The sequence below is a fragment of the uncultured Tateyamaria sp. genome (assembly GCF_947503465.1).
GTDB lineage: Bacteria > Pseudomonadota > Alphaproteobacteria > Rhodobacterales > Rhodobacteraceae > Tateyamaria.
On sequence record NZ_CANNDN010000001.1, the window covers coordinates 515,890 to 539,460 of the forward strand.

Here is a 23,571-nt window from a genome sequence, read left to right on the forward strand (position 1 = left end):
CTAGGCGAGGTTTTGCGAGACCCTACGCGCGCACAGGCGGACAGGGCGGATTGCAAACGACATAGGCGGGCGCGCGGGCGACGTCACCCGGAATTCGGCTCATGAAGATGATGAGGGCAGGGCGTCGAGGGCGGCTTGGATGCGGTTGCGGAGTGCTGTTGCGGTGCCGTGGTCGTAGGACATGTGTTCGGGATCGTAGATGCGCAAAGCGTTTTCGACATGAAACAACGCCGCCTCCAGATGCGGGCGCGGATCTGCGGTGGTGTCATGTTCCGCGCGCGCCATTTCTGCGAGTGCCATGTTTTCCTGCGTTATGGCCCAGTCCACCGGATGCTCCGCCTCGGTACGCACGCGCAAGGCGGCGCGGTAGCTGTCCACCGCCTCACCCAGCAGGGCGGCCCCCTCAGGCCCTGAGGTGCGGGTGCCTTGCTTTTGCAGCGCAATGGCGAGGTTCTGCATGGTCATGGCCCAGTACACCGGATGCTCCGCCTCGGTGAACACGCGCAATGCGGCGCGGTAGCTGTCCACCGCCTCGCCAAGTAGAGCCGCCCCCTCTGGCCCTTGGGTGCGGGTGCCTTGCTCTTTCAGCGCATTACCAAGGTTCTGCATGGTCATGGCCCATTGCACCGGATGCTCCGCCTCGGTGCGCACGCGCAAGGCGGCGCGGAAGCTCCCCACCGCTTCGCCCAGTAGAGTGGCCCCCTCCGGCCATTGGGTGCGGGTGCCTTGGTTTGCAAGCGCATTGCCGAGGTTCTGCATGGTTCCGCCCCAATATACCGAATGATCCACCTCGGTGAACACGCGCAAGGCGGCGCGGTAGCTGTCCACCGCCTCGGCCAGCAGCGCGGCCCCCTCCGGCCCTTGGGTGCGGGTGCCTTGGGTTCGCAGCGCATTGGCGAGGTTCTGCATGGTCATCGCCCAGTCCACCGGATGATCCGCCTCGGTGCGCACGCGCAAGGCGGCGCGGTGGCTGTCCACAGCCTCGGCTAAAAGAGCAGTGCCCTCCGGCCCTTGTGTGCGGGTGCCTTGGTTCTCCAGTGCATTCGCCCTTACAGTATGGGTAGCCCAGACGTCTCTTGGGTTATCCTTTTCGTTCAACACCGCCAAAGCAGACATGCACATCTCGTTACACAGGATCAGACCCTGACCACCGTATCTGATCCCATGTTCCTGTAGTTTAATCGCCATCTGCCATTTGCGTTTGCCCGGTTCCGCAACATCAATCGCCCCAAAGCTGTCGGCGGCGCTGGACAGGATTGCAGCGGCGCGGACAGGGTCCCCGCGTAGCAATGCATTGTCCGCGCGCAGTTCTGCCGTTCTTGCCGCTTCCTCCAGTTCAGTTTCGTGAACCAATTCCAGCAATCGGTCCACTTCGGGCAAATCAATGCGGTTGATTGCGTCCTGCGCTGCGGCTTTGAGGTTCGACAGGCTGCGATAGCGTTCATCGATCCCGTCCACCTCTGCCTTGTAGCGGCGGTAGTCTTCGGCGCGTTTGGTCAGTTCCTGTTGCAGTGCCGCATCGGTCATCGCGTGGGGCTGCGGGATGTCAAAGCGGCTGGCGAGCAGTTCGAGCGCGTCGCGGTCCAGCACCGGGATGTGGTCCAGCTGTTCACTTGCGCTCATTTGCACGCGGCGGTGCAGTGCGTCGATCTCGCCGCCACTTATCCCGACAGCGTCAGCGATACGCTGGATGGTCTGGGTGGTTGGGTTGTGCGTGCGACCGTTTTCGAGTTTAGAGATATCGCCTTTGCGCTTCTCCGCCTCTTCCTCGGCCAAGTTCGGGTACAGCGCGCAGGCCAATTGTCCCTGCGTCAGCTTCGCCGCCGCCCGCTTGCGTTTGACCATACGCCCGAATGCAGCGCCAAATGTGTCTGGGTAAGGGCTTGGCACTCTAACTCTTTCTAACTTTCTGAAAACTCAATCTAACCTCGGCTCAAACCCTTGCCGGATCGCAAAAACAGCCCCGACGCCGCACCTTAGCCATACGTTCCAACGGAGCGTAGCAAGGGCCCTTGCTCAACTGCAAGTGGGAGTATCCACAGTGTTTGAGCGCATGAAGAAGATGATGAGACGGACGGCAAATGCCCTCTGGTGCCACCGGACCGCCTATGCGGGATTGGCGGCCATATACGGGGCCGGGTGTCTGGGCCTGGTGGACAAGGATGTCGTGGCCCAAGGGGCAACGGCGATCTATGTCGCGTTGACGGTACAACAGCATTGAGTGGGTGGGCGGGGTGAAACCCGCCTTACAATTTTAGCCGGCGGGGATGGCAGCGTTCCCGCCGTTTTCAATCGCCCAGGTCGCGTTTGTCTTGATCCCGCCAAGGGGGAAGAAATGCACTTGTGCGATGTTGAAATCGGGGTTTGCGGCCTTGTGGGCGGCGAGCTCGGAAATCACCTCCGTCGGCTCGAACGGCAGCAGCAGTTTGGTGACGTCCTTGGCGCGGCGTTGCAGCACGCGCAGGGACGGACCCACACCGCAGGCAATCGCGAACTTGATCATGGTTTGCAGCTTGGCCGGGCCCGCTATGCCGATATGGATGGGCAGGTCGATGCCCGCCGCCTTCAAGCTGTCGGCCCACGTGATGATCGGGCCAGCCTCGAACGCGAACTGGGTGGCCAGGGCCATCTGTGCATCAGTGCGCTCCGAGAATTTTTGTTTCCATTGAAGCGCTTCATCGACGTTCTTCATGCCACCCGACGGGTCAATGTCCTGGTTGCCTTCCGGATGCCCCGCCACGTGCAGCCGCTTGAAGCCCGCGCGGTCGAACGCACCGCTTTCCATCATCTGCATCGAGCTATGAAAATCGCCATGGGGCTTGTCCACACCACCGGCCAGAAGCAGGGCCTGATCCACGCCCGCTTCGCCCTGATATCGGGCAATCCAATCCTCAAGCGTCGCCTGATCCTTGATAATGCGCGCGGGAAAGTGCGGCATGACCGGAAAGCCCTCTGCCGCCAGACGCTTGGCCGTGGCCACCATGTCCTCGATCGGGGTGCCTTCGATATGGGCGATGTAGACGCGGGTGCCCGCGGGCAGAAGGGCGCGAAAATCGTCAACCTTCTGGGCGGTGCGGGGCATCACCTCGATGGAATAGCCTTGCAGGAACGCCTCGACGTCGGGCGACAGGGAGCCGGCCACCGGGCCAACGTCACGTTTGAAGTTCAGCAATGCCATCGCGGGCACCTCCCAAATGCCGGGGCCGTCAGGCCCACCCTTCGTTGTCGATCAGTGCCTTGATACGCGCCTGGTCGTATTCTGTCTCAAGCCGCACGGCTTCCGCCTCGGCCACCTCGGCCGGATCACCGTCAACCGGGTAGGGGTCCGCCTTGCGCCACTCCGCCAGATAGGCGTCGGCATCCTTGGCATTGACCTTCATGGCGGCGCGATCAATGGCCTGCTCGAACCGCTCTTCCAACTGGCGTTTGGACCCACGCCGTCCCTTGCCGACAATGACCTGGGCCGGGATGTCGCGCCAATAGACGATGGTGACGTCAGGCATGTGATTCCTCCACGGTTCGTTCGCCCTCAATACGCGACCAAGTAAGGGCGCTGCGGCTTGTTTTCGACACAGGACATTGCGGTTGCGACGCGCCGATACGTGACTCAGTTTTGCAACAGGCGCGGACTTTCGCCCGTTTTTGTGTTCGGACCGCGTTAACCTTGATTAAGATGGGCACAACAAGACAAGAATGTCGGGCAGGAAAACATGGTTATTCGGGTCGAACCTCATCGGCTGGCCTATATGGCTGTGCCAAAGGCAGCATGCACTTCCGTAAAGGCGGCATTGGCGGTTCTGGACCCCAATCAACCAAAATCACATGCAGATGATCTGGACGAGTTCGAAGTGCACGGGCTGTACCCGACGATGCGCTTTCGCCCGCACCGCTGGGCCCTGTACGAAGACCATTTCCGCTTTACCGTCGTGCGCGATCCGCTCAAGCGCCTGCTGGCTGTGTACACGAACCGGGTCGAGACGCTGAACATTCTCAGTAACTGTCGCAATATCCGGCGCGGCATGGTGCATCTTCCAAAACAGCCTGACCCCGACTACTTCTTTCAGAACCTGCCCGCGTACATTCTGGCGTCGTCCGATATCAAGCATCACAGTTTGCCCACCTGGCTGTTCACCGGACATGACTTCACCCTTTATGATCGCGTGTTCCGCACGAGCGAGATGGGTGATCTGGCCGAAACGCTGACAGACCGCGTGGGGGCGCCCGTCGAGATTCCGCATTTCAACTCGAGCGATCGGCGCCTGCACCTGGCCGACCTTGCGCCGGAAACACAGCGTGCGCTCGAACACTTTCTGGTCGACCAATACGATCATCTTTCAGACTATTTCGACAATCCGTTTGATAAGCCCCGGATGCATGCGGTGGCCTGATCAAGCCACTTGCGCACCGGTCGCACAGGACATATCGTCAAGCCAACCCGTTATGAAAGGCGCAGAAGATGGCGCCACAGCGTCCCCAAGGTGCGGGCGCGACACAGACAAGTGGCCCCACGCATGGGGCCAAGCCCGCGCCGCGTGCCCCAGGATCGCCCGAGCTGTATGCCGCGCTTGATCTGGGTACGAACAGTTGTCGCATGTTGATTGCCGAGCCGCGAGGCGCGGGATTTCACGTCGTGGACAGCTTCTCGAAATCCGTACAGCTGGGCCTTGGGCTTGAAAAATCGGGCAAGCTGTCGCGCGGTTCCATGAGCCGCACGGTACAAGCGATGCGCATCTGCCAGCAAAAGCTGAAGCGCCACAAGGTCAAGCGCATGCGCTTGGTGGCAACCGAAGCCTGCCGCCGCGCCCTCAATGCCCGCGAGTTTGTCAAACGCGTGCACCGCGAAACCGGGCTGCAACTGGACATCATCGCACCGGAGGAGGAAGCGCGCCTGGCCGTCGTATCCTGTGCGCCCCTCGTCAGCCCGAAAACTGAAAACCTGTTGGTGGTCGATATTGGCGGCGGGTCAACCGAGCTGGTGTGGATCGATCTGGCAAAGGTCCCGCGCGAGGATCGTCCCCAAGCCATCATGCGGTTGCATTCGGGGTTCACGCAGGCCGCTTCGGAGATTCCGGAGGCGCGTGTGGTGGACTGGATCAGCGTGCCCTTGGGGGTCGCGACCCTGCGCGAACAATTCAACGACGTCGAAGACGATGCCGCCCGCTTTGCGCTCATGAGCTGGTTTTTCGAGGAGAACCTGGACGGTTTTTCACCCTACCATGCGACGGAGCCGACCGAGCGCTTTCAGATCATCGGCACGTCCGGGACCGTGACGACGGTGGCGGCGTCTCATCTGGGGCTCAAACGCTATGATCGCACCAAGGTGGATGGCTTGCGCATGACATCGGACCAGATTGACAGGGTCATCCGCTCTTACCTGGCGATGGGGCCGGGCGGACGGCGTGCCGACCCGCGCATCGGGTCGGACAGGCACGCGCTGATCATGTCGGGGGCGGCGATCTTGCAGGCGTTGATGCGCTGCTGGCCCACGGATCGCCTGTCCGTGGCGGACCGTGGGCTGCGCGAAGGGTTGCTGTATGCTCAGATGAGCGCGGATGGCGTCCTGGATGATCAACTGGTCTGAGGCACGGTTTGCCAGCGGACCGCGGTCCAAATGATGAACACAAGCGCCAACACGTGAAGCACGGCAAAATATCTCTCGTCCAATGCGGTATGCGGCGTGTTCAGCACGAAACCGAGGTTCATAAGCGCGACCAGCCCATTGGCCCAGCGGTTGATCTGCTTGGGCAGCACCCTGGACAACCAGATCAGGGCGATGGGCAACGTCACAACCAGACCACCGATCAGCAGCAACTGGTCGGTGACGACAAACCCGTTCACAACACCGCCAAGCACCTGATCGACAAAGCCGGGGCGCACGAAGGCGTGGATGTCGCGAAACACCGTTGTCAGCAGAAAGAAAAGCCAAGCCGACGACATCTGTTCGGGGACGGGCATGGGGGAAAATTTGGTTGCCATGGGACAGGCACCTTCCGGGTTGTGGGTATCGAAGGGCGATCTACGAAGTGGGGGCGTGCTTGCCCATTGACGAAATTGGCAGGCGGGCCATGCAAATCTGTATGGATGGACCTATATCGGACGTCTCTGTTAAAGACCGCCGGGCGCGCAGGCGCAGGACCAAATCGGAAGGTGCCATCGTGGCCAAGACCCCCAGTGGAAAAAACACGTCCGGACGCGGCCAGCGCGACCTGAAGGTCAAGGTCAAGACGGCGCGCGGGCGCAAGCTGTCCTCGACACGCTGGTTACAGCGGCAGTTGAATGATCCCTACGTCAAGCGGGCGCAGGCCGAAGGGTATCGCGGGCGCGCCGCCTTCAAGATCATGGAACTGGACGACAAGTACCGCTTTCTCGTGCCCGGTGCGCGTATCGTGGACCTTGGCGCCGCCCCCGGTGGCTGGTGTCAGGTTGCCGTGAAACGTGTGAACGCGCTGGGAGAGAAGTCAGGCAAGGCTGTCGGCACCATCCTGGGCATCGACCTGCAAGAGATGGAGCCGATTGCCGGGTGCGACCTGCATCAGCTCGATTTCATGGAAGATGACGCCGACCTGAGGGTCAAGGACCTGTTGGGGGGCAAGGCTGATGTGGTCATGTCCGACATGGCCGCCTCCTCCTCGGGCCACAAGCAAACGGACCACCTGCGCATCATCGCCCTGTGCGAGGCGGCCGCCTATTTCGCCTTTGATGTGCTGGACGACGGCGGCACATTCGTCGCCAAGGTGCTGGCAGGCGGGGCAGAGGGCAGCTTGCAACAGCTGTTGAAACAGCGCTTTGCCAAGGTCGCCAACATCAAGCCGCCTGCATCCCGTGCGGACAGTTCGGAAAAGTTTGTAGTTGCAACCGGGTTCCGCGGCAGCGTTGACTAGACCGCCCCGATCAAAGGATCGCAGCGCCACTGTCTTGACCTGATCCAGATCAACGCGCAACGGCACAGAACTGTCGGCGCGTCGCAGCTTTCCGTCACGACGACGTCACTGATGGTTCGGCGCTGATTTGGACATGTCATTCGCGCGGGGGGGTATCAGGTGGGCCGCCGAAAAGACCAAAGCGCCCGCTGCCGGACCAATCGCAAAGAATCGATGTCCCCAAGGCCCTCGGCATCGGCAGAAGGAACATCCTGCGCCACTCGCTCCTGACGGATCAATTCGAACAGCCGCATGTGTTTGGGCATTTGTGATGCAAACAGAGACATGGGGATCGGGTATACCGGCCCCTTGCGGCACCGCTATGGACAGAGTGCGGCAACCGTATGGCGCTCAGATGGACAGGCGTGCCGCATGCGTGCCGCGTTCGCGGTACGGGGTCGTGTCGTAATGCGCGCGGTAACATTTCGAGAAATGCGAGGGCGAGGCAAAGCCGCAGGCCAGCGCCACGTTGATCACACTCATATCCGTCTGCATCAAGAGGTTGCGCGCTTTTTGCAGGCGCAATTCCATGTAGTACCGCTTGGGACTGCGGTTCAGATAGCGGCGGAAAAGCCGTTCCAACTGACGCGTCGACATGGCCACGTCCTTGGCCAGAATGGACGGGCTGATCGGCTCTTCGATGTTCTGTTCCATGATCTGGATGACCTGGCTCAGTTTTGGGTGACGCACACCGATGCGCGTGGGCACCGACAGGCGCTGGGTGTCCTGATCGGTGCGGATCGAGGAATAGATCAGCTGATCCGCAACGGAATTCGCCAGTTCCTCGCCATGATCATCGGCGATCAGCTTCAGCATCAGATCGATGGAAGATGTGCCACCGGCCGTCGTCAGACGCTTTTCGTCCACAACAAAGACCGATTTGGTCAGTTCGACCTCCTGAAACTCTTCTGCAAAGCTGTCCTGGTTTTCCCAGTGAATGGTCGCCTTCTTGCCATCAAGCAACCCGGCCTTTGCCAGCGTGTAGGCGGCTGTGCACAGACCAGCCACAGGGACACCCTTGCGGGCCTCGCGGCGCAGCCAGCCCAGCAGGCGTTTGGTGGTTGCGACCTGCACATCTATGCCGCCACACACCATGACCACGTCATCACGGCTCAATTCATCCAGATCGCCATCCAGCTTGAAGCCCGTCCCGGCCGAGCAATAGGCCGCGTCGCCGCCTTCGCCGACGATCTTCCAGGCATAAAGGTCACGCCCCGCCATGCGGTTGGCGATGCGCAGGCTTTCAAGGGCCGCAGAAAAGCAAAGCAGTGTAAAATTGTCGAGCAGGACAAACACGAAGCGCTTTGGCTTGTCGACCTCTTGGCGGGTCTCGGTGACCGAACGAGAAATCGACATCGCGGCAGGGGTCCTGATCTTGTTGCCGGGCGGGTGCGGCCCGGGCGGTTTTGCCAGCCTGATCACGGTGCAAACGCGACGTCAAGACTTCGCATTTGTGATATGGCGTCCCTCGAGCAGCTTTTGTATAGAGGCCCCCGGTCACGTGACCGCTAACAGCTGATGCGGAGAGAGAAGATGAGCGATTGGACGAAATCTGACTGGCGCGCCAAGCCCCGGATCCAGATGCCCGATTATACCGACACTGCGGCCCTGAACGCGGTTGAGGCGCAGCTTGCAAAATATCCTCCGCTTGTGTTTGCAGGCGAGGCGCGGCGGCTAAAGGCACATCTCGCCGATGCATCCCGCGGTGACGCGTTCCTGTTGCAGGGCGGCGATTGCGCCGAGGCGTTTGACCAGTTCAGCGCCGACAGCATCCGCGATACGTTCAAGGTCATGCTGCAGATGGCGATGGTGCTGACCTATGGCGCCAAGGTCCCGGTGATCAAGCTGGGGCGCATGGCCGGTCAGTTTGCCAAGCCGCGGTCGGCCCCGACCGAAGTGATCGATGGCGTCGAGTTGCCCAGCTACCGTGGTGACATCATCAACGATCTTGCGTTCACATCTGAATCCCGCATCCCGAACCCGCAGAAGATGCTGCAAGCCTACACGCAGGCGGCCGCCACGCTGAACCTGCTGCGCGCGTTCTCGACGGGTGGTTTTGCCGACATGAACATGGTGCATTCCTGGACCCTCGGCTTTGCCGACGGGCAGGGCGCCGAGAAGTATCGCGAGATCGCCGCGCGCATTCAGGACACCATCGACTTCATGGCCGCCGCCGGGATCGATGCGGACACGACACATGAATTTTCGTCCGTGGAATTCTATACCAGCCACGAGTCGCTGCTACTGGAGTATGAAGAGGCGCTGACGCGGATCGACTCGACCTCGGGCAAATGGCTGGCTGGTTCCGGTCACATGATCTGGATCGGGGACCGTACGCGCCAGCCCGACGGCGCGCACGTGGAATATGCCCGCGGCGTGCAGAATCCCATTGGCCTGAAATGCGGGCCCACCATGACCACGGATGACCTCAAGGCGCTCATGTCCAAGCTGAACCCCGAAAACGAGGCCGGCCGCCTGACACTGATCGCGCGCTTCGGCGCAGGGTCGGTTGGTGAGCATCTGCCGCGCCTGATCAAGACGGTGCAGGAGGAAGGCGCGAATGTGGTCTGGGTCTGTGACGCGATGCATGGCAACACGATCAAATCGTCGACGGGCTACAAGACCCGCCCGTTCGACAGTGTTCTGCGCGAAGTGCGCGAGTTCTTTGGCGTGCATGCAGCGGAAGGCACTGTGCCCGGTGGCGTACATTTCGAGATGACCGGCCAGGACGTGACCGAATGCACCGGTGGTGTCCGCGCCGTGACCGAAGAAGACCTGAGCGACCGCTACCACACAGCCTGTGATCCACGCCTGAACGCGTCGCAGTCGCTGGAACTGGCATTCCTGGTGGCAGAAGAGCTGTCGCAGCTGCGAGCCACCCGGTCCAAGGCGCGTGCGGCCAGCTGATCAACGAAAATCGCGCCGGGCGGAATGTCCGGCGCGCATCACAGGCTCATTTTCAACCGGCCCTTACTTATCTTCGGATTTCACCAGGCGCAGATACGGCACGTCAGACCGTGGCGTCGTGCTTTTGAACGCCTTTTGGCTCTCGGCGAACCCGTCCACCCGCGCGCGTTTCTGTTCGGCGTGAACCGGCGGCTTGACGGGCGCAGGCGCTGTCGAGGGGGCCGAAATTGGGCGGATGCGCGCACCCACCACGTTGAAGCGGCGCGGCGTGTGGCCCACCTCTCCGTGGGCGACCATGCAGCCAAGCACGCGGCTGACATCGCCCAGGTCGCTTTTGAGCGGCAACAGCAGCAGACGTGCATCCATCTGCGGCTTGGCCACAGTCGTCTCGGCGCTCATCCGCAGTTCGCACACGGCGGGGCGTTGACACACATCTTCGATGGCATCTGCAATCTGGCGGCGGCAAGGCGGTGTGATCAGGGATGTAAGCGGCATTCCGCGCACCTCCATGCCCATCAGATCACCCAAATGGCTTCCCGCAATGCGAATGCGGGCCATGCCGGGCGCGATCCGTTCCAGCACAAAGGTGTATTCCAGTGCCGATTCAATGCCGCGGGGATCAATCTCGGACCGTTTGGGCATCAAACGCGCACCGCGCAGCCCTTCCCAGTAGGCCTCAACCTGGGAAATCGCGGAAAATCCAACTTCTGCGCGAAACTCTGTCATAGCAACAACATTGTGCGGGTTAACCGTTGATTTGTCCATCTGTACATACTCTTGCTTGACCCTCATGGCCGGTTGCACGGGGATTGGTGCAAAACATATCAAATTTGGTGCGAAAGGCGCGCAGATTGCTAACAACTGGTTAATGTCTCGCTGTCCCCGCGGGGACAGATCCGTGGCTTGCCCAGGTTTGAACTTATCCCTAAAGGCTGTGACATGACTGAAAAACGCACAGACGCCCATTTGCGTTCCATGACCGGCTTTGCCGCAGCCACAGGCGGGTCCGACCCGTTTCGCTGGACATGGGACATCCGCAGCGTGAACGGAAAGGGGTTGGACCTGCGACTGCGCGTGCCTGACTGGATCGACGGTCTGGAAACGGCGCTGCGCCCGTTGGTTGCCGCACGGGCCAAACGCGGCAATGTCACGTTGTCACTGCGGCTGACACGGGACGACGCGGTGTCTGGCCTGTCGCTGAACCAGGACGTGATGCGCGGCGTGGTGCAAAACCTGCTAGCGATCGAAGCCGAAGCGATGGAGCAGGGGCTGTCCCTGGCCCCGTCACGCGCCACCGACATTGCTGCGCTGCGCGGCGTTATGGAAACCGGCCCCAGCCAGGATGACCCGGCCCCTTTGCGTGCCAGCCTTCTGGCGGACGTGACATCCCTTCTGGATGCATTTGACGACATGCGCGCGCGGGAAGGCAGGGCGCTGCACGAAGTGCTTCTGGCGCAGTTGACCGAGGTTCAGGCATTAACGCAGCAGGCCGCCACGCTGGCCGAGGCACGCAAGGACGAGGTCGCGGCGACGCTGCACCGAAACCTGGCCCGGGTGCTGGAAGGCGCAGGCGGTGCGGACCCGGACCGGGTCGCGCAGGAACTGGCCCTGTTGGCCGTCAAAGCCGACGTGACCGAAGAGATCGACCGCCTGCACACCCATGTGGGTGCGGCCCGTGCCCTGCTGGCCGATGGCGGTCCGGTAGGGCGCAAGCTGGATTTCCTGATGCAGGAATTCAATCGCGAGGCCAACACCCTATGTTCAAAGGCGCAGAATGCCGACTTGACGGCGGTGGGATTGGCGCTGAAGGCGTTGATCGATCAGATGCGCGAACAAGTCCAAAACGTGGAGTAACTTGATGCATGACGAACGGTCACGCCGCGGTCTTCTGATCATACTCAGCTCGCCCTCGGGCGCAGGTAAAAGCACCTTGGCCCGCAGGTTACGCGACTGGGACCCGAACCTGTCTTTCTCGGTTTCGGCCACAACGCGTGCCGCGCGCCCGGGTGAAGTGGACGGCGAACACTACCGCTTTGTGTCCGAAGCGGAGTTCAAGGCCGAGGTGGCAAATAACGCGATGCTGGAACATGCGCATGTGTTCGGCAATTTCTACGGCTCGCCAAAGGGCCCGGTCGAAGAGGCCATCAATCGCGGATGTGACGTGTTGTTCGACATCGATTGGCAGGGGGCGCAACAAATCCGCAACTCGTCCCTTGGACAGCACACATTGTCGATTTTTATCCTGCCTCCCTCGATTGCCGAATTGCGCCGCAGGTTGGAGAACCGCGCGCAGGACGACGCAGGAACAATCGGGCGCCGGATGCAAAAAAGCTGGGACGAGATCAGCCACTGGGGCAGCTATGACTATGTGATCGTCAACGATGATCTGGAAAAGACCGAAGAGCAGCTGAAGACCATCATCACCGCAACGCGCCTGCGCCGCCTGCAACAACCGCAGCTGATGGACCATGTGCGCGTTCTGCAGACCGAATTCGAGGACTTGCCATGACCCGTTACGCTTTGGGCAAAAATCGTCCCCAGATCGCAAAAGACACCTGGGTCGCGCCTGACGCCAATCTAATCGGCAAGGTGATCCTGGAAGAAGCGGCCAGCGTGTGGTTTGGCTGCACGATCCGCGCCGATCATGAATACATCCGCATCGGCACCGGCACCAATGTGCAGGAAAACTGTGTGATGCATATCGACCTGGGCTTTCCCCTGACCATCGGGGCCGGCTGTACCATCGGGCACAAGGTCATGCTGCATGGCTGCACGATTGGCGATAACAGCTTGATCGGCATGGGAGCTACGGTGCTGAACGGCGCGCGCGTCGGCAAGGACTGCCTGATCGGGGCCGGGGCCCTGATCACCGAGGGCAAGCAGATCCCGGACGGGTCGCTGGTTATGGGTGTGCCGGGCAAGGTGGTGCGTGCACTTGACGAACAGGCGATACAGGGGCTGCGCGCCTCGGCCCTGCATTATCAGGACAACATGCGCCGCTTCCGCGACACGATGGTTGAGGTCACAGGCTGATGCCGCATTGCGAACTCAGCTATTCCAGCGATCTGGACATTGATGCCCAGGCCATCCTGGCCGAGGTCGAGGCCTGTATCCTGCGCCATGACGGTGACGCAGGCGACACCAAGGGCCGCGCCTATCCCGCACCGGTGTTTCACCACAGCAATATGAAAGCCTCGGTTGCGCTTTTGTCGAAACCGCACCGCGGCGCGGCCTTTACAGCGGCGCTGCAAAAGGACCTTGTTACGCTGATCGCGGCACATCTGCCGCGTCCATGCTGGTTAAGCGTGGACATCACCTACAGCACATCGACCTACCATACGGAATTCCTTGAATGATCTCGAACACCAAGGGGTCGCTTGTGCGGCCCACACCTTTGCCGGACAGCGCATCGCGCCCCGTGGTCACACCTCTAAGCCCGTCCGTGGTCTATGCCTCTGACACGCCGGACATGCTGGACGCGCAGTATGATGGCGACTTGCATGGCTATACCTACAGCCGCGAAGGGCATCCGAATGCGGATGTCGTGGCGCAAGCCATCGACCGGATGGAGGGCGCGCCGCATATGGGGGTGCTGACCTCGTCGGGCATGGGGGCCGTGTCCGCGGTTCTGCTGGGTCTGTTGAAGGCCGGGGACCATGTGATTGGCGGCAATCAACTGTATGGTCGGTCGCTGCGCATGATGTCGGAGGATATGCCACGGTTGGGCATTCAGACTTCGATGGTTGATCCCGGCGATGTGGATGCGGTGCGGGCTGCGCTGCGCCCCGAGACAAGGATGATCCTGGTCGAGGTTGTATCCAACCCGACCCTGCGGGTGGCCGATGTGCTGGGCCTGTCGGCGCTTGCCAAGGACGCGGGCGTGCTGCTGGTCATCGACAACACCTTCACCACCCCACGTGCGTTCAAGGCGTTCGATCATGGCGCGGATATCGTGATCCATTCCCTGACAAAGCTGTTGTCGGGGCATTCCGACGTCATGTTGGGATATGTCGCGGCCCGGGATGAAGCGATCAACACCCGTTTGCGCGTCTTCACCGTGACCGCAGGCATGACACCCAGCCCGTTTGATTGCTGGCTGGCCGAGCGCGGATTGCTGAGCTTTGATCTACGCTATGACCGGGCGCAGGCTACGGCTGCCGTGCTCGCTGAGCACTTGTCGACGTTGCCGGGCGTGGTGCGGGTCATCTACCCGGCACGCCATGACCATCCCGATCACACACGCGCCGAGGCGCTGCTGAAGGGCCAGTATTGCAACATGGTCAGCTTCGAAATCGACGGCGGGCGCGATGCCGCGAACGCGTTTGCGCGGGGGGGCGAGGGACTAAGCTTTGCTCCGACCCTGGGCGATGTGGGTACCACGATATCGCATCCCGCGTCGTCATCGCACCGTGCCTTGACGGCGGAAAGACGGGCCGAATTGGGGATGTCCGAAGGGTTCTTCCGCATCTCAGTCGGACTTGAGGACCCAGAGGCCCTGTGCGCCGTATTCACCGACGCCCTAAAGGCCGCGCTGGCGTAAGGATCGGGGCCATGGGCAATGACGCGCTTGATGCTTTGCTGGCGGCCTTTCCCTTGCCGACCCTTGCCATCGACAGTACAGAACGCATCGTCGCCGCTAATACCGAGGCGCTGACCCTGATCGGGCAGCAAGCGCTTGAGCGCAATTATGTGACCATGCTGCGCCAACCGGCCTTGCTGGACGCTGTCGAGGCGACGTTGCTGGACGGTCGCCCGCGCCAGACCCGATATCTGGGCAATGATGGTGCGCAGGACACCACGTTCCGGGTCAGCGTGCGGGCGGTGCCCGGTGTCGGGCGCAACACGGCGGGAGCTGCCTTGCTTGTGTTCGAAGACATCACGCATGTGGAGCAGGCAAGCCAGATGCGCCGCGACTTTGTCGCCAATGTCAGCCACGAGTTGCGCACGCCCCTGACGGCCCTGATGGGTTTCATCGAAACATTGCGCGGTCCCGCCCGCAACGACCCCGCCGCAGCGGAACGATTTCTGAACATCATGCAGGACGAGGCCGAGCGGATGAACCGCCTGGTGGGCGATCTGATGTCACTGAACCGGGTTGAGGGCGATGAACGGGTGCGGCCGACCGAGGCGGTCATCCTGAACGATATCCTGGATTCGACGTTGCGCACGCTGCGCTCTCTGGCGGGCGAGGCCGGGGTGGACCTGGACCCTCAGTTCGGGGACAAGACCGTGCACCTGATCGCCGACCCGGACCAGTTGAAGCAGGTTTTTACCAACCTGATCGAAAACGCCATCAAATATGGCGGATCGGGTGGTCGCGTGACCGTACGCGTCAGCACCAGCCCGCGCGAGGCGGCATTGCGCGCACCCGGTGTCCGGGTGCAGATTGTCGACTATGGCCCCGGCATTGATCCGGTTCACCTGCCGCGCATCACCGAACGGTTTTATCGCGCCGATGATCACCGCAGTCGCGCACTTGGCGGCACCGGCCTGGGCCTTGCCATCGTCAAGCACATCATCAACCGGCACCGCGGCCGGTTGCGCGTCGAAAGTACGCTGGGGCAGGGCGCGACATTCACCGTCATCCTGCCCATGCACGAGAATCTGGCCTGACGTGGGGGCACCCCGCGGACTGTCATAAAACCGTTACGCATCTGTCACAAAAGCATTGCGCTCACCCCATAGACGGGCGCCAAGGTCCTCATGGGGGGGATCACGATAAATGTTCAAACAGGAGACATTCATGTCCTTTGTGAAACTCACCACATCGGCGCTGGCCCTTTCGGCCATGGCTGCAACTGCCGCTGTGGCCCGGGACCAGGTGCAAATCGCCGGTTCGTCCACCGTTCTGCCTTATGCGTCGATCGTTGCCGAAGCTTTTGGCGAAAACTTTGACTTCCCGACACCGGTCGTGGAATCGGGCGGCTCCTCGGCCGGCCTCAAGCGTTTTTGCCAAGGCGTGGGCACGGAACACACGGACATCGCCAATGCTTCGCGAGCGATCCGTGACAAAGAAATCAAGGCCTGTGCCGAAAATGGCGTGACGGACATCATCGAAGTGCGCATCGGTTACGATGGCATCGTGTTCGCCAGCCAGATTGATGGTCCTGCCTACACTGCGTTCACTCAGTCCGACATCTTCAACGCCCTGGCGCCCAAAGTCATGGTTGATGGCAAGCTGGTCGACAACCCGCACACCAAATGGTCCGACTTCAACGCCGACCTGCCAGCAGACGAAATCCTGGCCTTCATCCCCGGCACCAAGCACGGCACCCGTGAAGTGTTCGAAGAGAAGGTGATCGCGGCAGGCTGTGAAGCCACAGGCGCGATGGCAGCGATGATCGAAGGCGGCATGTCCGAGGACGACGCCGAAGACGCATGCCTGGCCGTGCGTACAGATGGCCGTTCCGTGGACATCGACGGCGACTACACCGAAACACTGGCATCCATCGACGCCAACACAAACGCCATCGGCGTGTTCGGTCTGTCCTTCTACGAAAACAACACCGACAAGCTGAAAGTGGCAACAATGGCCGGTGTTGAGCCCACAACGGAAACCATCGCCGCAGGCGATTACCCCGTGTCGCGTCCGCTGTACTTCTACATCAAGAAAGCCCACATCGGTGTGGTGCCTGGCTTGAAAGAGTACGCAGAGTTCTTTGTTGCTGATGCGGTTGCAGGCCCCGACGGCCCGCTGGCGGCCTATGGTCTGGTGTCCGATCCTGAGCTGGCCGACACGCAGAAAATGATTGCCGACGAAGAGACAATGGGCGGCAACTCGTAATCTGACACTGCGTCAAAGATTGCCAAGATAACCAACTGGGCGGCACCGCAACGCCGCCCAGTTACTGCTTTCAAGCCCGCGGGACATGCGGCTTTGGATTTTGGGGGACATATGCCTGTACTCTGGCTCACGCTGATCGTGATCGCGATCTCGGCTGCCGGGTTTGTCATGGGGCGCAGACGCGCCATGGCGAGCGCGGATGGCAATATCCGCGATCTGCATTCCCTGCCGATCTACTATGGATCGAACGCTTTTCTGAAGGCTGTTGTTCCGGCATTCGGTGTCATGATCGTGTGGCTGCTGGCGCAGCCCTTGTTCATCGACAACCGTATCTCGCAGATGATCCCCGACAGTGAAATCGCCGAAGGCTCCAACCTTGGGCTGGTGATGTCCGAAGTGCGGCGTACCGCGGACGGTATTCAAAATGCGGTCGACGCGGGTGTGCTGGACGAAGAGATGGCGCAGAACGCGCGCACGGATTTCACCGACATGACGCAGCGCCTGCGCGATGCGGGCCAGATCGTGACCAACCAGATCACGCAACCCGTGTTGAACGCCGCGCAAGCCTATCGCGCGATGTCCCAGACATCGAACCTGTTGATGACGATTGTCGTCCTTTTGGTCACCCTGGCGGGGGCCGCGTGGGGTGTGATGGAAAGCGCCAAGGCGTTCCGCGCGCGCAACACGGTCGAGCAGGGCATTCTGGCGCTCCTGATTGCGGCAGCTTCCGTTGCGATCCTGACGACGGTCGGCATTGTCCTATCACTTATCTTCAACACGATCGAGTTTTTCCGTCTCTACCCGGCCGCCGATTTCTTCTTCCTTCTTGAATGGGCGCCCAGCTTTTCCGGCCGGGGCGGCGCATCGAGCCTGGGTATCCTGCCGCTGCTCTGGGGTACGATCTATATTTCCTTGGTGGCCTTGCTGGTGGCTGTGCCCATCGGCCTCTTCGCCGCGATCTATCTGTCCGAATACGCGTCACCCCGGGTGCGCAGCATTGCCAAGCCGCTGCTTGAGATCCTTGCCGGTATCCCGACCATCGTCTACGGCCTGTTTGCCTTGTTGACCATCGGCCCAATCCTGTTGACGGTGTTTGGCAATGATGGCCTGGGCTGGATGCAGGGCCAGCGGGCCGTCATGACAGCTGGCCTGGCCATGGGCATCATGCTGATCCCCTTTGTCAGTTCGTTAAGCGACGACATCATCAACGCTGTACCACAAGCGATGCGCGACGGCTCTTACGGGCTGGGTGCGACGAAATCCGAAACCATCAAACAGGTCGTGCTGCCCGCCGCCTTGCCCGGCATTGTGGGTGCGGTCCTGCTGGCCGCCAGCCGCGCCATTGGCGAGACAATGATCGTGGTGCTTGGGGCCGGGGCCGCTGCACGGCTGAGCCTGAACCCGTTCGAGGCCATGACAACAGTGACAGCCAAGATCGTGAGCCAGTTGACGGGCGACAGCGACTTTGCCTCGCCCGAAGCGCTGGTGGCCTTTGCCCTTGGCATGACGCTGTTCATCATGACCCTCGGGCTGAATGTCTTTGCCCTCTACATCGTGCGCAAATATCGGGAGCAATATGAGTAATGACTGACGCAAGCCTGAACTCCCCCGACGCCGCGCGGCCCACAAAGTCGCTGACGCACGAAGATGCGCGCACCAAGAAGCGCAACGCATCCGAACGCAGGTTCCGCATGTACGGTGTCGCAGCCATTGCAACCGGCCTGTTCTTTCTGGTGGCGCTGCTGACGGCGATCCTGACAGCGGGCCTGCCTGCCTTCAAACAGGCGGTGGTCGAGGTGCCGTTTGTACTGACGCAGGAAGAATATGACGAAGCAGAAAAGGCGCTTCTGAAAACTGGCATCTATACCGGGTACTTTATCACGTCGCTGTCGAACAGCATGGACGCAGCCGGGGTTCAGATCGAGTTTGACGAAGACGCGGTTGATCGCCTGTTGGGCAAAGTGGGCGGTGAATTGCGGTCCTTTTACCGTGAAAACGAAGATCAGCTGGGCGAGCCCATCGGCTTTGAACTTGCTGCGTCGTCCCGTGTCGACCGCTACCTGAAAGGCACCTTCACGCGCGATGATCTGCAAGAAGGCAACCGCTTTTTCATGCCCGAGGACTTTGACCTGATCGACGCAATGCGCGAGGCCGGGTTGGTCAAGCAGGTGTTCAACTTGAACTTTATCACGGGTGTGGACACAGGCGTGGACAACCCCGGCGGGGCCGGGATCGGCGCGTCGGTCCTTGGCTCGTTCTTCATGATGCTGGTGGTGCTGGTACTGAGCCTGCCGATTGGCGTCGCTGCCTCGATCTACCTTGAGGAATTTGCGCCCAAGAACCGCTTCACCGACTTTGTTGAGGTGAATATCGCCAACCTTGCCGCTGTGCCGTCCATCGTGTTCGGTATCCTCGGCCTGGCTGTGTTCATTCAGTTCATGCACTTGCCGCAATCGGCACCTCTGGTGGGCGGTTTGGTGCTAACGCTGATGACATTGCCGACGATCATCATCTCGACCCGCGCGTCGCTGAAATCGGTGCCGCCATCCATTCGAGATGCAGCGCTTGGGGTAGGGGCCTCGAAAATGCAGGCGGTGTTCCACCATGTGCTGCCACTGGCCGCGCCGGGCATCTTGACGGGCACAATCATTGGCCTGGCGCAGGCGTTGGGTGAAACCGCACCGCTGCTGCTGATCGGGATGGTCGGCTTTGTGGCGCGCTACCCCGACACCTTCATCGAAGGGTTCTTCGAACCGAACTCGGCGGTGCCCGCGCAAATCTACAACTGGGCTGCGCGTTCCGACGCAGTCTTTACCGAAAAAGCATGGGGCGGCATCATCATCCTGCTGTTGTTCCTGATCACAATGAACACCATCGCCGTTATTCTGCGGCGCCGGTTCGAACGCCGCTGGTAGGGGGCTTCCATGAACGACATGAGAATTGTGGAGAGAGACGTGGAGACAAACGACGTCAAGATCGCGGCCAAGGGTGTGCAGGTCTATTACGAGGACAATCACGCGATCAAGGACGTGGATGTCGAGATCGAAGACAAGACGGTGACCGCGTTCATCGGTCCATCGGGCTGCGGCAAGTCGACTTTTCTGCGGTGTATCAACCGGATGAACGACACAATTGATGTTGCCCGGATGGAAGGCAACATTCTGATTGACGGCGAAGACATCTATGACGCACGCGTCGACCCGGTGCAGTTGCGCGCGAAAGTCGGTATGGTGTTTCAAAAGCCGAACCCGTTTCCCAAGTCGATCTATGACAACGTGGCATACGGTCCCCGCATCCACGGCCTTGCCAGAAACAAGGCGGAACTGGATGAGATCGTTGAACGGTCGCTGCGGCGCGGCGCCATCTGGGAAGAGGTCAAGGACCGTCTGGATGCGCCGGGCACTGGTCTTTCGGGGGGTCAACAGCAACGCCTTTGCATCGCCCGTGCGGTTGCGACCGAACCCGAAGTCCTGCTGATGGACGAACCCTGTTCCGCGCTTGACCCGATCGCCACGGCCCAGGTCGAAGAGTTGATTGACGAGCTGCGCCAAAGCTATTCTGTGGTGATTGTCACGCACTCGATGCAACAGGCCGCACGCGTCAGCCAAAAGACAGCATTCTTCCACCTTGGCAACTTGGTGGAATACGGCGAGACCGGCCAGATCTTTACGAATCCAGAAGACCCGCGCACCGAAAGCTACATCACTGGCCGTATCGGCTAAGGAGATTTTGCAATGAACGACCAACACATCGCGTCGGCCTTTGACCGGGACCTTGAGGCGATCCAGGCCCAGATCATGAAAATGGGCGGCCTTGTCGAAAACGCTATCCTCGAAGCGGCGATCAGCCTGGAGACGCGCGACGAAGAGCGCGCCGAGCGGGTGCGCAACGGTGACAAAGCCATCGATGCGCTGGAAGAGGTGATCAACGAAGAAGCCGCGCGTGTCATTGCGTTGCGTGCGCCCACTGCCGTCGATTTGCGCCTGGTATTGTCCGTGATCAAGGTGAGCGCCAACTTGGAACGCATTGGAGATTATGCAAAAAACCTTGCGAAGCGGACCAGCGTCCTGTCACAGATGGCGCCCGTGAACGACAGTGCAGGGGCCCTGCGGCGGATGGCCAAGGAAGTCGAGCGCATGCTCAAGGACGCGCTGGATGCTTATGTGGCGCGGGATGCGGAATTGGCGCAGGACGTGATCGACCGCGACACCGATGTCGACCAGATGTACAATGCGCTGTTTCGAGAGTTTCTGACCTTCATGATGGAAGATCCGCGCAACATCACAGCCTGTATGCACCTGCATTTCATTGCCAAGAATGTCGAGCGGATGGGCGATCACGTGACGTCGATCGCGGAACAGGTCGTGTACCTCGTGACGGGGTCAACACCCGAAGAGAACCGCCAGAAGGCGGACAAAACCTCGGTTCAAGCCTAGGAGACGATGCACATGTCCGCCGATCAGCCCCGTGTTCTGGTTGTCGAAGACGAACCCGCACAGCGAGAAGTCCTGGCCTACAATCTTGAGGCCGAAGGCTTTGCCGTCAGCCGTGCACAAAACGGCGAAGAGGCGTTGCTTCTTGTTGATGAGGATGTGCCGGACATCATTGTCCTGGATTGGATGATGCCGAACCTCAGCGGCATTGAAGTGTGCCGCAGGCTCAAGATCAGGCCCGAGACACGCAGCATACCGGTGATCATGCTGTCCGCGCGGTCCGAGGAAGTCGACAAGGTGCGCGGCCTTGAAACCGGTGCGGACGACTATGTTGTGAAACCGTATTCGGTGATCGAATTGATGGCCCGTGTGCGCAGCCAGTTGCGGCGTGTGCGTCCGGCGACGGTTGGTCAGCGGTTGGAATTCGACGACATCGTCCTTGATTCAGAAAGCCACAAGGTGACCCGTGGCCGGGACGAGTTGAAACTGGGCCCGACGGAATTTCGGTTACTGAGCACGTTCATGGAAAAGCCCGGACGCGTCTGGAGCCGAGAGCAGTTGCTGGATCGGGTGTGGGGCCGCGACATCTATGTGGATACCCGGACAGTAGACGTGCACATCGGGCGTCTGCGAAAAGCGTTGACTGTGTTTGGCGGCGCGGACCCGGTGCGGACAGTGCGTGGTGCGGGTTACGCGCTTGGGTGAATAGCGACACGTAACGCTTTGTTTTCAAGCTGTTTGTGGTGCAATTCTATATCCAATAACTTAACATAATGTGGATTATAAGCTTTATGCCTGTGCCGTTTGCCGGGGCATCTTGGCATGCGCGTGGATAGGCCCTAGCCTATGCGGATCACTCTTTTGCCACCATAGCAGCCAGGACCGCGTATGGACATCCAGAACAAGATCGTTGTCGTCACTGGCGCCGCTGCCGGCATCGGGCGCGCGCTTTGTCTCGCGTTTGCAAACCAAGGTGCGAAAGCGGTCATTTGTGCGGATCTGGATCTTGGTGGTGCCCAGGAAACATCGCTATTGGTCAACGGCTTGGCTTTCCAAGTTGATGTTTCGAACGAGATGCAAATCAGAAATTTGATCGAAACGGTCGAAGCCGACATCGGGCCTATCGACCTGTTTTGTTCGAATGCCGGTGTTCTTGTTGAAGGTGGTGTTGAGGCACCGGACGACGCTTGGCAACGGCTGTGGGACATCAACGTCATGGCGCATGTCTGGGCGGCGCGGCATCTGGTGCCTTCGATGCGCGCGCGTGGTGGCGGGTATCTCCTGAATACCGCTTCTGCGGCGGGTTTGCTGAACCAGATCGGATCGGCGCCCTATGGTGTCACGAAACATGCCGCGGTCGGCCTGGCCGAATGGCTGGCCATAACTCATGGTGATGCGGGAATAAAAGTGTCGGTGCTCTGCCCCCAAGCGGTGCGTACCGCCATGACCGAAGGTCACGAGGATCATGTCGCGGCCATTGACGGGATGCTGGAACCCGAGGATGCAGCCCAGGCCTGCATCGACGCCATTCGCGAGGAAGCATTCCTTGTTCTGCCCCATGCAAATGTCCGCAAGTACATGCAGATGAAAACCGGCGATTACGACCGTTGGATCGCGGGCATGCAGAAACTGAACCGGGCCTATTCCGGCTGAGATTTCGGCGTGATCGGGCGGATCAGACCCTCTTGGGCGACCGACGCCACCAGCGTGCCGTCCTTGTCGTAGATCATCCCCCGGTTAAAGCCCCTGCCCTTGCCCGACCACGGGCTGTCCATCGCGTAGAGATGCCAGTCGCAAAAGGCTGCGGGCGCGTGAAACCACATGGCGTGATCAAGGCTGGCTGCCATGACCCGCCCCGTGAACCATGTCTGACCGTGCGGCCTCAGCGCGGTGCCCAGCAGGTTGAGATCAGAAGCATAGGCCAGCAGGCAGTGCTGCAGCTGTGCGCTGATGCCTTTTGCGGCCTTCATCCGGAACCACAGGTGGCTGCGGTCCTCCATCGGCTCGGGGGTAAAGAAATCACGCGGGGCGACCTCGCGGATGTCTATGGGCCGCGGGCGCAGGAATTCCTCGTGAAACTGTCGGGGGATCTTGTCGACCACAGCTTCGCGCAGTTCGGTGCGGTCGCTCAGAGTGTCCGGGCCCTCCACCTCGGGCATCGGATGTTGGTGCGACCAGCCTTCCTCATCCGCATGAAAGGACGCCGACATGTTCAGGATTTGACGTCCATGCTGGATCGCCACGACACGGCGCGTGGTAAAGCTGCCGCCGTCGCGGGCGCGATCCACCTGGTAAATCACCGGGATGGACGGATCGCCCGGTCGAATGAAATAGGCGTGCAAACTGTGGCATAAACGGTCTTCGACCGTGCGGTATGCAGCGGCCAGAGCCTGGCCAATAACTTGTCCCCCAAAGATGCGCGTGGGCGTCTCGCCCCCCTGCCCTGTGCCACGAAACATATCAACCTCGAGCCGTTCAACAGCCAGCAGGTCCAGCAAGGTTTGATGTGCATCTGTCATGGAGGTTG

The 23,571-nt window shown here is 60.7% G+C and carries 25 protein-coding genes; 18 read left to right on the forward strand and 7 right to left on the reverse strand.

Annotated features, from left to right (window positions below; genetic code table 11):
• Positions 1-99: 99 nt before the first annotated feature.
• A complete protein-coding gene (locus Q0844_RS02640) occupies positions 100-1,890 on the reverse strand; it encodes a helix-turn-helix transcriptional regulator (protein WP_299041804.1) in 1,791 nt (596 codons plus the stop codon).
• A gap of 172 nt (positions 1,891-2,062) precedes the next feature.
• Between Q0844_RS02640 and Q0844_RS02645 the strand changes: the two genes are divergently transcribed.
• Entirely contained in the window at positions 2,063-2,221 is a 159-nt protein-coding gene (locus Q0844_RS02645; RefSeq protein ID WP_299041807.1) for a hypothetical protein, read from the forward strand.
• Between the two features lie 33 nt (positions 2,222-2,254).
• Here the strand turns inward: Q0844_RS02645 and Q0844_RS02650 are convergent, their stop codons facing one another.
• Complete coding sequence (locus Q0844_RS02650; protein ID WP_299041809.1) at positions 2,255-3,178, reverse strand: methylenetetrahydrofolate reductase; 924 nt, start codon at positions 3,176-3,178, stop codon at positions 2,255-2,257.
• A 28-nt stretch (positions 3,179-3,206) separates the two neighbouring features.
• Complete coding sequence (locus tag Q0844_RS02655; RefSeq protein ID WP_299041811.1) at positions 3,207-3,503, reverse strand: virulence factor; 297 nt, start codon at positions 3,501-3,503, stop codon at positions 3,207-3,209.
• 207 nt (positions 3,504-3,710) lie between these two features.
• Here Q0844_RS02655 and Q0844_RS02660 point away from each other — a divergent pair, with 207 nt between their 5' ends.
• Both Q0844_RS02660 and Q0844_RS02665 read left to right on the forward strand, forming a co-directional pair.
• On the forward strand, positions 3,711-4,388 hold the full coding sequence (locus Q0844_RS02660) for a sulfotransferase family 2 domain-containing protein (RefSeq protein ID WP_299041813.1): 678 nt from the start codon (positions 3,711-3,713) through the stop codon (positions 4,386-4,388).
• A gap of 68 nt (positions 4,389-4,456) precedes the next feature.
• A complete protein-coding gene (locus Q0844_RS02665) occupies positions 4,457-5,581 on the forward strand; it encodes a Ppx/GppA phosphatase family protein (protein ID WP_299041815.1) in 1,125 nt (374 codons plus the stop codon).
• Here the strand turns inward: Q0844_RS02665 and Q0844_RS02670 are convergent.
• The gene (locus tag Q0844_RS02670; RefSeq protein ID WP_299041817.1) at positions 5,569-5,976 is read right to left on the reverse strand and encodes a DUF6326 family protein; all 408 of its coding nucleotides are present in this window, start codon (positions 5,974-5,976) and stop codon (positions 5,569-5,571) included. The two genes, Q0844_RS02665 and Q0844_RS02670, sit on opposite strands and share 13 nt — an antisense overlap.
• Before the next feature lie 179 nt (positions 5,977-6,155).
• Between Q0844_RS02670 and Q0844_RS02675 the strand changes: the two genes are divergently transcribed.
• Positions 6,156-6,881 carry an RlmE family RNA methyltransferase gene (locus Q0844_RS02675; RefSeq protein WP_299041818.1) on the forward strand — a complete coding sequence of 242 codons (726 nt, stop codon included), beginning with the start codon at positions 6,156-6,158 and terminating at the stop codon, positions 6,879-6,881.
• Positions 6,882-7,271: 390 nt separating this feature from the next.
• Here Q0844_RS02675 and Q0844_RS02680 read toward each other — a convergent pair whose 3' ends face one another.
• Positions 7,272-8,276 carry a GlxA family transcriptional regulator gene (locus Q0844_RS02680; protein WP_299041821.1) on the reverse strand — a complete coding sequence of 335 codons (1,005 nt, stop codon included), beginning with the start codon at positions 8,274-8,276 and terminating at the stop codon, positions 7,272-7,274.
• Between the two features lie 177 nt (positions 8,277-8,453).
• Here Q0844_RS02680 and Q0844_RS02685 point away from each other — a divergent pair, with 177 nt between their 5' ends.
• Positions 8,454-9,827 (forward strand): class II 3-deoxy-7-phosphoheptulonate synthase, encoded by a 1,374-nt coding sequence (locus Q0844_RS02685; RefSeq protein WP_299041823.1) that lies wholly within the window; start codon positions 8,454-8,456, stop codon positions 9,825-9,827.
• Between the two features lie 63 nt (positions 9,828-9,890).
• Here the strand turns inward: Q0844_RS02685 and Q0844_RS02690 are convergent, their stop codons facing one another.
• Positions 9,891-10,553 (reverse strand): PAS domain-containing protein, encoded by a 663-nt coding sequence (locus Q0844_RS02690; RefSeq protein WP_299041827.1) that lies wholly within the window; start codon positions 10,551-10,553, stop codon positions 9,891-9,893.
• A gap of 213 nt (positions 10,554-10,766) precedes the next feature.
• Between Q0844_RS02690 and Q0844_RS02695 the strand changes: the two genes are divergently transcribed.
• The 13 genes from Q0844_RS02695 (at position 10,767) to Q0844_RS02755 (ending at position 22,697) form a co-directional block, all read left to right on the forward strand.
• The gene (locus Q0844_RS02695; protein WP_299041830.1) at positions 10,767-11,681 is read left to right on the forward strand and encodes a YicC/YloC family endoribonuclease; all 915 of its coding nucleotides are present in this window, start codon (positions 10,767-10,769) and stop codon (positions 11,679-11,681) included.
• Between the two features lie 4 nt (positions 11,682-11,685).
• Positions 11,686-12,336, forward strand: coding sequence for a guanylate kinase (gene gmk, locus Q0844_RS02700; RefSeq protein ID WP_299041833.1), 651 nt, complete (start codon positions 11,686-11,688; stop codon positions 12,334-12,336).
• Positions 12,333-12,860, forward strand: a complete 528-nt coding sequence (locus Q0844_RS02705; protein WP_299041835.1) for a gamma carbonic anhydrase family protein — start codon at positions 12,333-12,335, stop codon at positions 12,858-12,860. The genes gmk and Q0844_RS02705 overlap by 4 nt, the downstream gene beginning before the upstream one ends.
• Positions 12,860-13,183, forward strand: a complete 324-nt coding sequence (locus tag Q0844_RS02710) for a hypothetical protein (RefSeq protein WP_299041837.1) — start codon at positions 12,860-12,862, stop codon at positions 13,181-13,183. The genes Q0844_RS02705 and Q0844_RS02710 overlap by 1 nt, the downstream gene beginning before the upstream one ends.
• Positions 13,183-14,367 carry an aminotransferase class I/II-fold pyridoxal phosphate-dependent enzyme gene (locus Q0844_RS02715; RefSeq protein ID WP_299045179.1) on the forward strand — a complete coding sequence of 395 codons (1,185 nt, stop codon included), beginning with the start codon at positions 13,183-13,185 and terminating at the stop codon, positions 14,365-14,367. Before Q0844_RS02710 ends, Q0844_RS02715 begins: the two co-directional genes overlap by 1 nt.
• Positions 14,368-14,378: 11 nt before the next feature.
• The gene (locus Q0844_RS02720; protein WP_299041838.1) at positions 14,379-15,440 is read left to right on the forward strand and encodes an ATP-binding protein; all 1,062 of its coding nucleotides are present in this window, start codon (positions 14,379-14,381) and stop codon (positions 15,438-15,440) included.
• A gap of 130 nt (positions 15,441-15,570) precedes the next feature.
• The gene (locus tag Q0844_RS02725) at positions 15,571-16,611 is read left to right on the forward strand and encodes a substrate-binding domain-containing protein (RefSeq protein ID WP_299041841.1); all 1,041 of its coding nucleotides are present in this window, start codon (positions 15,571-15,573) and stop codon (positions 16,609-16,611) included.
• A 111-nt stretch (positions 16,612-16,722) separates the two neighbouring features.
• The gene (pstC, locus tag Q0844_RS02730; protein WP_299041844.1) at positions 16,723-18,195 is read left to right on the forward strand and encodes a phosphate ABC transporter permease subunit PstC; all 1,473 of its coding nucleotides are present in this window, start codon (positions 16,723-16,725) and stop codon (positions 18,193-18,195) included.
• Complete coding sequence (gene pstA, locus Q0844_RS02735; RefSeq protein WP_299041846.1) at positions 18,195-19,526, forward strand: phosphate ABC transporter permease PstA; 1,332 nt, start codon at positions 18,195-18,197, stop codon at positions 19,524-19,526. The genes pstC and pstA overlap by 1 nt, the downstream gene beginning before the upstream one ends.
• 9 nt (positions 19,527-19,535) lie before the next feature.
• Complete coding sequence (pstB, locus tag Q0844_RS02740; protein ID WP_299041848.1) at positions 19,536-20,333, forward strand: phosphate ABC transporter ATP-binding protein PstB; 798 nt, start codon at positions 19,536-19,538, stop codon at positions 20,331-20,333.
• 12 nt (positions 20,334-20,345) lie between these two features.
• Positions 20,346-21,047 (forward strand): phosphate signaling complex protein PhoU, encoded by a 702-nt coding sequence (phoU, locus tag Q0844_RS02745; RefSeq protein ID WP_299041849.1) that lies wholly within the window; start codon positions 20,346-20,348, stop codon positions 21,045-21,047.
• A gap of 12 nt (positions 21,048-21,059) precedes the next feature.
• On the forward strand, positions 21,060-21,749 hold the full coding sequence (phoB, locus tag Q0844_RS02750) for a phosphate regulon transcriptional regulator PhoB (RefSeq protein ID WP_299041852.1): 690 nt from the start codon (positions 21,060-21,062) through the stop codon (positions 21,747-21,749).
• Between the two features lie 183 nt (positions 21,750-21,932).
• Entirely contained in the window at positions 21,933-22,697 is a 765-nt protein-coding gene (locus Q0844_RS02755) for an SDR family oxidoreductase (RefSeq protein WP_299041854.1), read from the forward strand.
• Here Q0844_RS02755 and Q0844_RS02760 read toward each other — a convergent pair.
• Complete coding sequence (locus Q0844_RS02760) at positions 22,685-23,563, reverse strand: acyl-CoA thioesterase II (RefSeq protein WP_299041856.1); 879 nt, start codon at positions 23,561-23,563, stop codon at positions 22,685-22,687. The two genes, Q0844_RS02755 and Q0844_RS02760, sit on opposite strands and share 13 nt — an antisense overlap.
• Between the last annotated feature and the right edge of the window lie 8 nt (positions 23,564-23,571).